The sequence below is a fragment of the Roseofilum sp. SBFL genome (genome assembly GCF_017746885.1).
GTDB lineage: Bacteria > Cyanobacteriota > Cyanobacteriia > Cyanobacteriales > Desertifilaceae > Roseofilum.
On sequence record NZ_JAGHZH010000087.1, the window covers coordinates 1 to 11,814 of the forward strand.

The 11,814-nt window shown below is 46.2% G+C and carries 12 protein-coding genes and 2 tRNA genes; 4 read left to right on the forward strand and 10 right to left on the reverse strand.

Translation table 11 applies throughout. From position 1 onward, the window contains the following. Positions 1 to 382: 382 nt before the first annotated feature. The 3 genes from ctpC to J7545_RS09680 form a co-directional block, all read right to left on the reverse strand. Positions 383 to 1,648 (reverse strand): carboxyl-terminal processing protease CtpC, encoded by a 1,266-nt coding sequence (ctpC, locus tag J7545_RS09670; RefSeq protein ID WP_318698656.1) that lies wholly within the window; start codon positions 1,646 to 1,648, stop codon positions 383 to 385. 167 nt (positions 1,649 to 1,815) lie between these two features. Then, positions 1,816 to 3,039: a (E)-4-hydroxy-3-methylbut-2-enyl-diphosphate synthase gene (gene ispG / locus J7545_RS09675; RefSeq protein WP_318698657.1), complete on the reverse strand. Its 1,224-nt coding sequence runs from the start codon at positions 3,037 to 3,039 to the stop codon at positions 1,816 to 1,818. Between the two features lie 72 nt (positions 3,040 to 3,111). Beyond that, positions 3,112 to 3,327 carry a hypothetical protein gene (locus J7545_RS09680; RefSeq protein ID WP_318698658.1) on the reverse strand — a complete coding sequence of 72 codons (216 nt, stop codon included), beginning with the start codon at positions 3,325 to 3,327 and terminating at the stop codon, positions 3,112 to 3,114. A 157-nt stretch (positions 3,328 to 3,484) separates the two neighbouring features. On the opposite strand from J7545_RS09680, the gene J7545_RS09685 reads away from it, so the two are divergent. Together J7545_RS09685 and J7545_RS09690 are read left to right on the forward strand one after the other, a co-directional pair. Then, positions 3,485 to 3,558: transfer RNA gene (locus tag J7545_RS09685), tRNA-Val, on the forward strand. A gap of 57 nt (positions 3,559 to 3,615) precedes the next feature. Next, positions 3,616 to 4,794, forward strand: coding sequence for a tyrosine-type recombinase/integrase (locus J7545_RS09690; protein ID WP_318719509.1), 1,179 nt, complete (start codon positions 3,616 to 3,618; stop codon positions 4,792 to 4,794). A 126-nt stretch (positions 4,795 to 4,920) separates the two neighbouring features. Here the strand turns inward: J7545_RS09690 and J7545_RS09695 are convergent, their stop codons facing one another. From J7545_RS09695 to J7545_RS09725, 7 genes are all read right to left on the reverse strand, one after another. Continuing rightward, positions 4,921 to 5,565, reverse strand: coding sequence for a hypothetical protein (locus J7545_RS09695; protein WP_318719510.1), 645 nt, complete (start codon positions 5,563 to 5,565; stop codon positions 4,921 to 4,923). Continuing rightward, complete coding sequence (locus J7545_RS09700; RefSeq protein ID WP_318698662.1) at positions 5,553 to 5,819, reverse strand: hypothetical protein; 267 nt, start codon at positions 5,817 to 5,819, stop codon at positions 5,553 to 5,555. The genes J7545_RS09695 and J7545_RS09700 overlap by 13 nt, the downstream gene beginning before the upstream one ends. A gap of 89 nt (positions 5,820 to 5,908) precedes the next feature. Next, positions 5,909 to 6,397, reverse strand: coding sequence for a hypothetical protein (locus J7545_RS09705; protein WP_318698663.1), 489 nt, complete (start codon positions 6,395 to 6,397; stop codon positions 5,909 to 5,911). A gap of 110 nt (positions 6,398 to 6,507) precedes the next feature. Continuing rightward, on the reverse strand, positions 6,508 to 6,768 hold the full coding sequence (locus tag J7545_RS09710; RefSeq protein WP_318698665.1) for a hypothetical protein: 261 nt from the start codon (positions 6,766 to 6,768) through the stop codon (positions 6,508 to 6,510). Between the two features lie 856 nt (positions 6,769 to 7,624). Then, positions 7,625 to 8,998 carry a DUF5906 domain-containing protein gene (locus J7545_RS09715; RefSeq protein WP_318698666.1) on the reverse strand — a complete coding sequence of 458 codons (1,374 nt, stop codon included), beginning with the start codon at positions 8,996 to 8,998 and terminating at the stop codon, positions 7,625 to 7,627. A 27-nt stretch (positions 8,999 to 9,025) separates the two neighbouring features. Next, a complete protein-coding gene (locus tag J7545_RS09720) occupies positions 9,026 to 9,655 on the reverse strand; it encodes a hypothetical protein (protein ID WP_318698667.1) in 630 nt (209 codons plus the stop codon). Positions 9,656 to 9,851: 196 nt separating this feature from the next. Next, the gene (locus J7545_RS09725) at positions 9,852 to 10,142 is read right to left on the reverse strand and encodes a hypothetical protein (protein WP_318698668.1); all 291 of its coding nucleotides are present in this window, start codon (positions 10,140 to 10,142) and stop codon (positions 9,852 to 9,854) included. A 776-nt stretch (positions 10,143 to 10,918) separates the two neighbouring features. On the opposite strand from J7545_RS09725, the gene J7545_RS09730 reads away from it, so the two are divergent. Together J7545_RS09730 and J7545_RS09735 are read left to right on the forward strand one after the other, a co-directional pair. Next, on the forward strand, positions 10,919 to 11,266 hold the full coding sequence (locus tag J7545_RS09730) for a hypothetical protein (RefSeq protein WP_318698669.1): 348 nt from the start codon (positions 10,919 to 10,921) through the stop codon (positions 11,264 to 11,266). 74 nt (positions 11,267 to 11,340) lie between these two features. Then, a tRNA-Ser gene (locus tag J7545_RS09735) sits at positions 11,341 to 11,403 on the forward strand. Positions 11,404 to 11,814: the final 411 nt, after the last annotated feature.

The following is an 11,814-nucleotide window of genomic DNA, read 5'->3' on the forward strand; positions in this document are numbered from 1 at the left end:
ACTAACAGAATCGTTGCTTCAGCAGAGCGAGCTACGTGTTTCCGGAGTGGGTACTCTACATCCATTGTCTATTCTATTTTTCAGCTCTTTACTTGTCCTCTTATTCTATCCCTCTTTCGGCAGAGTGACAAAAGAGGGATTATACATCTCATCGAGGAGATCTTCCATTTCTTCGGGACTAATCATGGTTCAAGACAGGATGCCAATGGGATACGCCTATTTTAACCAAAAGTCCTCAACAAAAAAGCACTGACCCAGAGACAGGATCAGTGCCTCAAGATTGGGCCCCTTTTTATTCAGTTCAGAAGCATCTGCAAAACAGGTTGCACTGACTTCCAGCAACCTTTTTTACCAGACTCAAACCATCGTCAAGCCACAAAATTTACTGTTGAGCGATTTCTTGAGTCAGAACCTTCAGTGCTTCAGTGTACTGCGGATCGGACTTCGTACCAATTTGATCGCGATGTTTCACCAAGTGATTTTGCTGGTCTTCCGTTAGTTCCACGATCACATCGGGTTCAATACCTAACTTGTTAATATCACGACCATTAGGCGTTAAATATTTAGCAATGGTCACCGCTAACCCCGATCCATGGGCCAAGGGTTGCACAGACTGCACCAACCCTTTACCAAAGGTTTTAGTTCCCACAATCACTGCTCGTTCGTTATCCTGTAAAGCTCCAGAAAGAATCTCACTGGCACTCGCTGAACCCCCATCAACCAAAACCACCAGAGGCTTATCCGTGAGGGAGCGATTATTAGCTCGTTGCCGTTCCGTTTCCCCTTGTCGGTTAACCGTAGAAACGATCGCCTCTCGACCCGGTAACCACATCCGGGCGATCGCCACACTAGAATAGAGCAACCCTCCAGGATTCGATCGCAGATCCAAAATATAACCCGATACCCCTTGGGACTCTAAATCATCAATCGCTTCGCGCATCTCTTCAGCCGCTGGAGCGCTAAACTGGGTTAATCGAATATAGCCGATATCATTCCCCAATCCTTCCTGACGATAGCTAGCGCGAACCGGGTGAAGTTCAATCCGCTGACGCTGAATGGGAAAATCAATTTCCTCTTCGCCACGCAAAATGGTTAGCACCACTTGAGAATCAATTGGCCCTCGAATCAGTTTTACCGCATCATTGGTATCCATCCCTGCGGTATCCTGACCATCAATTTTGATAATAAAATCCCTCGCCTGAATTCCGGCCTCAAACGCTGGAGAATCTTCAATGGGAGCCACCACCACTAATCGATCCGTTTCTTCATCCATGGAAATATGAATCCCTACCCCCGTTAGTTCCCCAGAAGTATCAATTTGCATATTTTTGAACTCTTCCGGGTCCATAAACCGGGTATAGGGGTCGTTGAGTTGCTTCAACATTTCCCGGATGGCCCCATAGGCTTCTTGATCCGAGGTATATTTGCGACCCAGGTATTCCTGACGCACCTCTTGCCAATCAACCTGATTAAACGTGCCATCAACATATCGATTGTTGATAATTTGCCAGACTTCATCCACTAATTCTTTAGGGCCATCTTGGAAAAATGCTTGGCCTCTTAAATGGATGCCTGCACCAGCAACGGTTACAGCGGTCAGCATAACTGCCGTTGCACCTAAAACAAGTCCGCGTGTGGTTTTGGTCATAAGCTTATTGAACCGGGGATATTACTTTAGGGGGAGTTAAGCCCAATCTAACACATGCCACTCTATACCGATCTATAGAGAAGTGATTCTTCACGTTATGGTTCCCTTATGCGATCGCTTGTGAGCCACTTCCGGAGATTAAAGTGTTCTCTCCCTCCTTAATTATGTTACGGATCGACCCAACGTCCATCCGCTTTAATTAAATTAATTAATTGTTCCACGCCTTGGTCTTCTGGAACCTTCTTAATCTCTTCCCTACCTCGATACAGAGAGATATATCCAGGTTGTCTGCCCACATAACCATAATCCGCATCAGCCATTTCTCCTGGCCCATTAACGATACATCCCATCACCGCAATATCCAAACCCGTTAAATGGTTGGTTGCTTCCCGGACTTTATGCAGCACCTCTTCCAGATTAAACAGAGTCCGTCCACAGGAGGGACAGGCCACATATTCAACCATAGTTTTACGCAGTCCCAGAGATTGAAGGATGCTATAGCACACCGGAATTTCTTTTTCTGGCGCTTCCGTCAAAGAAACTCGAATCGTATCCCCAATACCATCGGCAAGAAGAGTTGCAATACCTGCGGTGGACTTAATCCGGCCATATTCCCCATCTCCCGCTTCTGTCACTCCCAGATGCAAAGGATAACTCATTCCCAGTTCATCCATCCGCTTGGCCATTAAGCGATAGGCCGCCAACATCACCGGGACTCGTGAAGCTTTCAGAGAAATGACAATATTATAAAAGTCCAGAGATTCACAAATATGGATAAATTCTAGGGCAGATTCCACCATCCCTTCTGGCGTATCCCCATAGGTAAACAGCATCCGCTCGGCCAATGATCCATGATTAACCCCGATACGCATCGCTTTTCCTTGGTCTCGCAGCGAAATCACTAGAGGTTCTAAGGTTTGGCGAATTTGATCCCCAATGTCTGCAAATTCAGCTTCTGTATACTCAGTGCGGTCAACTTTGGGTTTTTCAAATACATATAACCCTGGGTTAATCCGCACCTTATCTACATGCTTGGCTACTTCCAGGGCAATTTTCATGCCATTGTGGTGAACATCAGCTACCAAAGGAACTGGTTGATAGGTGTCGTTGAGTTTCTGTTTAATATCACTGAGCGCTTTCGCATGAGCCAGACTGGGAACTGTGACCCGCACTATTTCACAGCCAATTTCATGCAATCTACGAATAGCAGCAACTGACCCTTCAATATCTAGGGTATCTTCATTGATCATCGATTGCACAACAACAGGATGACCACCCCCAATCGTAATGTTGCCCACTTTGACCGGCCGGGTTTTCCGGCGCTCAATGGTAGTGGAGACTGTTGGTGAAGATGGGGATTGAGTTTGGGTAGGATTCGGTAGAGTTTGCATAAACACTCCAACGGATGGAAAGGCTATCAATAGCGTCTCATATTCAGGGCATCCTGGGAATAGCAGATCAGTCTAGGCATCTTCCGAATCCATAGATTCAGGGATAATCCATTGGGGAGGAGCTATTCTTTTTTTGCGTAGAGCCTCATCTGCTATAGCCAGCATTTGATCGAGGGAAGTTTCTTGGATGAAGTTTGAGGCTTGTTGAGCGTATTTTTGTTTTGGGCATTGGTCACCTAGGACACATCCGTTGATACAGGCTTTGGCACAATCAATTTTAGATTCCATGGTGGAGTTTCTTGGGTTCTACTCTTGACTTACCTTATCTTAAGTTTTGTCGATTTTGCTAGGGCGATACTTTGAAATTTGGGTTCTGTGGCTGGTTGTGTACAACAGTTTAGATGCTTGATCGATATTGCAAATTGTGCTACGTTAGTTACTCTAAGGACGTATAGCTCAGTTGGTTAGAGCGCCACGTTGACATCGTGGAGGCCACAGGTTCGAGTCCCGTTACGTCCATCCCTTGCCACCGTTACTTTCTAGCCAACCTGGCGATACATTTTTACCTATATCTCTATGTTGGTTAGCCAACTTTTAGCCAACTTAGAGGTCAGCCACATGGTTAGACACCGACTCCCTAAAATTGGGATACGCAACAATAACGGCGCTATTCAAATCAGATTTCAATATCAGCAGCACAACTACTCATTGGGTGGGTTGGGGCAATTTGGCGATCGCCTATCCACATCTAGGGCACAAGAAATCTGTGAGAAAATTCGGTTTGATATTTTGGGGGGACAGTTTGACCCTACCCTCAAGAAATATCAACCGAATCAGATTGTCCTCCCAAAGGAAGAGCCTACATTATATATAGTGTGGCAACGCTACAAACTGGCTAGACAGGGGCAGATAAGTATCACTACTCAAAAGAGAGTCTGGAGAGATGTTGATAGAGTGTTGGACAAGCTTCCTAGGGAAGCCTGTAGCCCAAACTCTTCTAGTCGGATTACTCCAGAGCTGCTCAAGCATTACAGCCCTGGTACATTGCGGCGGATCTATGACGAAATTCAAACGGCTAGTAATTGGGCTTTTTCCCAAAATTTGATAACCGATTCTCATTGGGGGAAGCTCAAGAAGGAACTACCCAAGCCTCCCAAGACTGGAGCAGAGAAGCGCCGCAAGCAGGCTTTTACAGAGGATGAAGTTGCCTGCATTATGGCGGCGATCGGGGAACAAAGACCGGATTGCTTACCCTTCTGCCGATTCCTATTGCTCACTGGTTGCCGTCCAGAAGACGCTATAGCCCTGACATGGGAGGATGTAGCGGATAGTGGGATAACCTTCGACAAGGCATACAGCCGCAGAACCCTGAAACCCACTAAAAACGAGAAGGTTAGACAGTTTCCAATGACTGACCAACTGGCACAAGTCCTTGAGCAGCAGGGACAAATCCTACAAAGGAAAGGTGTAGCGCTCAAGCCATCCCAGTTGGTTTTTCCAGGGCAACAAGGGGGATACTTAAACTTAGATAATTTCACCTCACGAGCCTGGAGACCTGTGGTTAAGCAGTTGGTTACAGATGGGTTAATTAGCCAGTATTTGCCCACTTACTCCCTCAGAAATACGTCGGCATCTTTTTACTTAAGAAAAGGAGTTGACCCGTCTACCATTGCTTATCTATTTGAGACCAGTGAACGGATGTTAGAGCGTCATTACTTTAGCCCAAATAGTGACATCCAACTCCCAGATATTTAGGTGAAGAACGAGCATCTATTACTGCCAAATAAAAAAAAGATGCGAGGCAACTGACCTCTAAAATGAGTAAACCCCCTTGAGATTAAGCAAGGGGGTTTTGATTGGATTTGGAACAACGGACAATGCTTAGATTATATCATTTTCTTCTGAGGATTCACTCTCTGGTAAATCCTTTTTTATCTCAGCCAATAGCCGCCTACCTTCTTGATATTTGGCTCCCTTGTATCCCATGACATTTTTGATGATTTCGGAGTCTGGTAAACCATCATTTAGGGCTGTCCGAACTTGTTCCGTTAGTCCTTTAGTTTCGTTGGAACCCTCAGAGTTAGGAGGTAACGAACGCTCTAACGGCACACCCTCGTAATCCTCATCAATACTGGCGTTAGGGTCAGTTAGCCCTAGCGAACTTTTCCGTTCGGAGCTAACGGCAAGGGCGATCGCCGAGTTAGTCTGACGAGCCAAGTATAACTCGCTGGCTACCGAGTGCCGGAACTGCGCTAAATCGTATTTGTTTAGAGCCTTAACTTTCGGTTCTATTTCTGCTAAGACAATAGAGCTACCCAAGCAAGTCCCGCCAGAAACTAAACCGATAACAATTGACCCCCAACGGAAGAGTTGATGATAGCGATTAGCTCGTACATAGCGGGTAAAGAAGGGAGTGCAAAACCAAATTGATATCCCTAATACTCCAGAAATAACTGAGACTGTATGGAGTACAAACCAAAGCTGTTTGACGCTTTTTGACTCGGAAGGATTGATTAATAAACCCATTGGATTAGACCTCCCATAAATAGCATAATACCTAGCCCGATTAAGAGGACAACATAGAATACAAAAGCGTCCCCTAACTTCTCTCTCTGGTAGTAAATAGCTGCACCAGCAACTCCAATGCCAAGGGCAAATAATAGGGTCAACAAGAAACCAATTTCTCGGAAGTCCTGGTTGAGTAAACTGGCAAGAGAAACAAGACTAGCGCCACTCCCAACGAGTAGCCCTAGCCCAATAATTCGGTAAAGTGATATCATTTTCTCGTCTCAATAATTGGGATAAAAAACCCCTGGCTACTTGAGGATGTTGTACAACTGTACAGTAGTAGTCAGGGGTATTGAAAGAATTACAAACTACCCATCAATTGGGCGATCGCAGCATCAGCTTGCTGTTCAGCTTGCTCTAGGCTTTTGCCCATTTGAGCGTAGCCAGGACGCAACGAGTGGAGATACTTGGCGCTGGTATTGGCATACCCCTGTATCCTCTTCTCATTCCGTGCCTCGTTGCGGCGATAGCGTTCATGGTACTTGTTGACCCTGGTATGGTTATCGCTCATATCAGAGAGGGCTTCGTAAGCCTTTTTAGTGGCACGGGTTTGAATCCTGGCATCCTTAGCCCTCTCCCGTAAGGCTTCCGCCTCCTCTGTGGAAAACGCCCTCGCCTTTTCCACAACCGGGGCATAGCGAAACTTTTCCCAGCTTCCAGGGGAATTTGGGGTAATGGCGTTGTCCGCACTCTTCTTGTGTACAGTAGTAGCATCAAGCTGTGAGTGCTGACCTTGTACCGGCGCAATGCCTCCGGCACTATCGTTGCTCAAAAACTGGAGTAATCCCATAATTGTCTTGACCTTTTATTGATACAGTTACGGTGATGTATTGCCCAAGGACAAAGGAAAACCCCATCCCTAAAATGACTAGTAGGAATGGGTTGTAGTCCACGGGGCGTTTATCCCATGGATTCCTTCTCATTGATTTGGTGGCTGATGGTGTGTAAGGTTTGCCGAATGTCTGAAAGTCTCTCCCAGAAAGAGACAGAGGTCTCTAGAGCGTTACAGCGTTTTTCCAGTTGGCTGATTGCCTCAAAATCAACTGGCGGGGGCACGGCTTCAAGTCCTTTCAGATAGGCGAGGTACGACCGGATGTGGTGTTCAAGTTCAACCGGGACGCGGATTTGCTTGCTGGTGGTGGGTTTGGCAATTTTACTCACGGCCCCACTCCTTTATGTCTTCCTCGCTGAAAATGCAGCACTTCAAGCAAGCTTGAATGTTAGGGCTGTCGCAATTCCTTGGAAGTAATTTATACTCCCACCTGCAAGTGCCAACGTTAAACAAACGCTCTGTAACAATAAAAATCCCGTTTAGAAATGGGTCGTAGCTTGCAAATCCAACTTTCTCTCCGATCGCAAAGGTCGGCTGCCCCCAAGCCTTGGGGACAGGTAATTCATGTGGCATCATAGTTTTGCCTCAATTGTGGGACTGACACAGTTGGGGAAGTCTTGGGAGTGGTACTGGTAATACCCTCTCAAGGCGTTAAACCTTCACTGATGACACCAGCATAAACCCGGCGATCGCCACTTTCAAGGGGAGGTCATATAAAGATTTGTTATTTAAATTTGAGCCTGCAATAACCCTGCAATGGGTTGCAATGGAAAAGTTACTTATTGCATCAGAAAAGCTTATCTATAAAATATTTCAATTTAGATTGTTCTATCAAACCCCTATAGGGTTCTGATAGGACAGTTAGGAAGCAAACTGTACAACTACTTAACCAGTTGTACAGTTCATCTTTTAGCTGGAAAGCAAGCTGATAGGCAGGTTGAGCCAGTTTAGAAATCCCCCTAGCACTGGGCATTCATTTCCGGGTCACCTGTACAAGACCTATAGGAGTTGAACAAGTGGCAAGAGAGCAACAACCTGAACTATTCCCACCCTACTAGGAGTCTGATAGTTCACTTTTGAGATAAGTCTCAACTGAGCAGCTCCCCTACCAGTTGCTCCAAGTCATTCCCCAGGAGTTCAAGGGGCAATCCATCAAACTCCTATAGAGTTTGAATGATTCACCGACTAGCCTTTGAGCCAGAAGATGTCATCTTGGCGCTGCCCATCATCCAAGCGGGGCATAGTGCAATACTGCCGACTGCCTTTCATCCCCTTCTGAAAATGCTCTGCTGGAACAATCCAGTGCCGCCCTTTTTTATGGGGCCCAACATAAATCATGTCTCGCGCCCTAGATTTAGAGCCGCCATAGGGAACATACAAAACAGCGTCGCCATGGCAGGGTTTAGCAGTTGATTTTAACTGGAAACCTGGGATTAAATTTTCAGGCGCGTTTTTATCGTCATCAACTGTCACCCCTTGCTCTGACTGGATTTCAGCCATCACCCTACCGTCACCTCTACCGTCACCCCTACCGTCACCACCCTGGTTTTGGGGGTTGGATTGGGGGTCGGTTAGGGTCGGTTTTTCCATAGCCACTGGTGGGGTCAACTTGGGTGACTCCATTGGGGGGGATTCAGGGGGGCTATCACCCGGTTCAACTGTCATCGGTGACGGTTCGGTGACGGTTGAGGTGACGGTTGAAATCCTTGCCCTGTCTAAGGGTGACGGTTGATGACGGTTAATCGTATCCCCGAAAACTTCCGATGGAGTCGGAATTTCCCGGTGCAAAATTTCGTCGCGCAACTGTAACCCAATGACAAAACTACCCCTCTTGTTCCGACCCCGTTCTACGTCCCAATTCACATGACGAGATGCAGTAACCAATCGGGCCGTAAACTTGTTCTCCGCCGCCGCCTTTTGTCCAGTCTCTTCACAAAACTCCTTGTAACTGGCGTATAGAGACTTGGTTTCAACTTTAAGACCTGGAACTGGTACAAGTTTCTGGTCAAGGAAGTCAGCCACGCTGTTTTCAGCCACTTCTAGTTCCCATTGCTTGGCTTCAAATTCTGGGATTTCGTACTCACCCAGTCCCTTGATAATTTCATCAACTTCATGGGGAGGGATTGACAGGGCACAATAGGTCAATTCTGAGACTTCCCTTAACATCAACCGTTCAGCCAAATGCGACCGATGGCTGATGGGACGGTCAAATCCAAGTAGGCATAACCGGCGCTTAATTGCTCCCGTTTCGCCCCTAAACAGGGGTTCATTGGAAATCATCAGTAGCGTCCCGTAGAAGGGGCTAGATGCCACCTTGCCGTAGATTTGACGGTACGAGATAGCGTCACCACCAGTAAGCGATTTGAGGTTGTTTATAGCCGCTTCTGGAACCTTCCCACCTTCATCTGGCAACACGACTAGCTGGCTGTCTATCCAGTGGGCTAGGTCATAGTCATTCCCTAACTTGGCCAGCTTGGATGACTTGGTATTTTCCTTGCCCACCAGTGCCTCTAGAATTCGTGAGAATGTCCCCTTGCCAGTTCCGGGCTGTCCGAACAAGTGGATAAACTTCTGGAGAACCGAGAATCACCAAGTCATGACTCCATTGCAGACGGCTAAGAGCTTGAGGATTTTCCTCTCATCCTCACCCATGGCATAGTGCCAAGCGCCGTAGATATTAGGGCAATACTGCTTGAGGGCTTCTAGGGGGTCTTTGGGAGCGTCGGCTTGTTTGGGTTCCCACCAGTCACGGTTAATGATGTTGGTATTGAAATGGTTGGGGTCATGGGGGGTCAGTTCCAGGGTTTCCATGTCCACAACGCCATTGGCAAACGCCCTAACGGTCTGGGATTGTGGTGTCCATTCCCATTGCCGCAGCTCCCTTTCCAGGGATTTTTGGCAATCGGTGACCCACTTATCGGTCTTGATTTGGTCTTTGACCTGGTGGTGGATAGTGTCTCCGATTTTCTCGGTTGGGATAGCTTCCCAGTATTGTCCGTTCCACTCTCTCCAGGTCTTTTGCTCGTTATGGAACCGCCAACGGTGACGGTTTCCTTCTGCCAACTCCTTGGCAAAACTCACAGGGGTTGGGGGCTTATCTTTTTTCTTCTCTTCTTGAGCTTTTTGGCGATCGCCCCTTTGCCTCTGATTGGGGTCACCAGCGATCGCAGGTAGGCATCCTTGATTCCCGATTGGGTCAAATCTTGGGCTATCCATTCTGGTAGACTGAGAGGGTAATGCTTAGATTGCGCTTGTGTTACAAGTCCTTGACCCACGACTTCTGTGCAAGTGGGTCTGTCTAAAGTAATATTCATGATGAATATTTTTTGGTTTTTGGCGGACTGGGGATTCTCAGTCCACCGTTTTTTTTACTCAAAAGAGTGAACCCCAAGAACATCATATAACGCATTCCCTACTGCATAGAACGCTCAATCACCTCCAAAGCTTGGTTTATTTTTTCCTTAATCTTTTTCCCTTCATTTCCCTTTAGCTTAATTGCATCCTTTAGTATTTCTTCAACCTCAGACATCGATTGCATTGCAATTGAATCTTGATTTGGGTCAATCCCGTCATCAAGTTTATGGGCATAGTTGATTATTTCTTCAGTTAAATTAGCCGGTACTCGGATCGCCTTGGTTACGTTTGTGGACTTCCATTTGCTATGCCATGGTCTTAGTCCCTGGATATTGCGTTTATAGCTCATTTGCTTGTGTACAGTAGTATTACAGTGTTTTAGACAGAAAGAAGGCTAGACCTCCACGGTACTACGTGGGAAGTCAATTTTCCCCGCCTAACTGACAGTCAAAGCCCACTCGTTTTCTACTCATTATCTAGTGAGGAAGAAAAATGTTGACTATTTTTCTTGCCGCTATAGGGTTATTAGAAAGTCCGCTAAACAACGGCAATTTGAGTTGATTCAATACTGGCTTTATTTCCCTTAGTTCAGTCGGGTTAATCAAGCTTGTTTGTCACCCCACTCTTTTGTACCTCTAAACATGCCACCCATCCTGTTAATTAAAGCCCCATTTTGATACCTCCCGTCCTTGGCGGCTCTCTTTTTGCCATCTAACAACCCATATTACTACTGTACAGCAGTGGTATGGCGAAAAGCACCGCTTTGGTTCATTTGAATTAATTATCTTTGTGGCGTTTATTGATTAGCTATTTGTCTAAAATTGATTCGTGTCAGCCCCCATAAATTCAATTCCTGTTAATTTAACTTACTTATTAGAATGGATTTAGCAATCAACTATTCTGATTAAAGCAAGCAAGAGCGTCACTAAAGTTGGGCCACACATTCTATGAGGTTGGAGCGAAACACTTTTAAGATTTCACTTGTCTCAACTTTTGGAATCGTTATATGGATTCCAATGTCTTAAGACAGGATAAGAATTTCCCAAATTTCCTCCACACAATCTATGACAGTGACACTGAGTTTATGCATAACCAATGTCACCCTTATTCAACGTGACACTGATTATGCATAACAAAGACATTGGCTTACACTCCCAATCGACACGAAAGGAAGCCGTTGCCCGCAGCCGAACAACCTTAACCCTCACTGACCAGACCAAGGCGCTACTACAGAGACTGGGCAATGGCTCTATGTCTGACGGGGTTTACCTTTCCTCACAAATCGGAGCCGAACGACTTCGGCGAAAAGTCCTCAAGATTGAGTTCGAGAAGTACGGGATTAGCTACTGGCCCAACGGTGATGAGATAATTTCCAGTCCCCGATCGGGATGTGATAAGGCAAGGCGATCGCACCGGGCTAAGGTGGGTCATGGCTACTGGGAAAAGTACAGCCACCAATTTGGGCACTTGTAGCGATCGCATTTTCTAGCCAACTTTTAGCCAACTTAAGTCAAACTTTGGTGTTGTGTAGCGATGGAAAACCAGGCATAATAGTGGCTAGAGTCACGTTGACATCGTGGAGGTCACAGGTTCGAGTCCCGTTACGTCCATCCCAGTCACAGCAAGGGGGTACGGGACTTTCACCTCTAACCTCCACGATGTCAACGAGACGATTTGTACACATTCAACACAAAACCACCATAGCATCCCCAAAATGGATGGGCAAAAGATAGGTCAGAGAAATAGAGAAAAATTATAGATGAAAGCATTGCTATAAAATTTTATCTATAAGCGAATCACATGACCATCACATAAGAATTCCCTATGATATCCATAGATATTGTCTATGCAGCAATCATACCTATCACATCTGCCCTATCTGATGACTATATTTTTCCCAATTGTCCCATTCACTCTCCAAGCCAATATACGTCGCCATTAGTCGACCACTATTATTTCTCATTCCTCTTTGCTCGTGAATCGGCTTGTCAGGATTATCCACTCGTATCCACCAGTAACCA

Coding starts and splice junctions, on each gene's coding strand:
- ctpC (WP_318698656.1), bottom strand. CDS start 1,648: ATGACCAAAACCACACGCGGACTTGTTTTAGGTGCAACGGCAGTTATG.
- ispG (WP_318698657.1), bottom strand. CDS start 3,039: ATGCAAACTCTACCGAATCCTACCCAAACTCAATCCCCATCTTCACCA.
- J7545_RS09680 (WP_318698658.1), bottom strand. CDS start 3,327: ATGGAATCTAAAATTGATTGTGCCAAAGCCTGTATCAACGGATGTGTC.
- J7545_RS09690 (WP_318719509.1), top strand. CDS start 3,616: ATGTTGGTTAGCCAACTTTTAGCCAACTTAGAGGTCAGCCACATGGTT.
- J7545_RS09695 (WP_318719510.1), bottom strand. CDS start 5,565: ATGGGTTTATTAATCAATCCTTCCGAGTCAAAAAGCGTCAAACAGCTT.
- J7545_RS09700 (WP_318698662.1), bottom strand. CDS start 5,819: ATGATATCACTTTACCGAATTATTGGGCTAGGGCTACTCGTTGGGAGT.
- J7545_RS09705 (WP_318698663.1), bottom strand. CDS start 6,397: ATGGGATTACTCCAGTTTTTGAGCAACGATAGTGCCGGAGGCATTGCG.
- J7545_RS09720 (WP_318698667.1), bottom strand. CDS start 9,655: ATGGATAGCCCAAGATTTGACCCAATCGGGAATCAAGGATGCCTACCT.
- J7545_RS09725 (WP_318698668.1), bottom strand. CDS start 10,142: ATGAGCTATAAACGCAATATCCAGGGACTAAGACCATGGCATAGCAAA.
- J7545_RS09730 (WP_318698669.1), top strand. CDS start 10,919: ATGCATAACAAAGACATTGGCTTACACTCCCAATCGACACGAAAGGAA.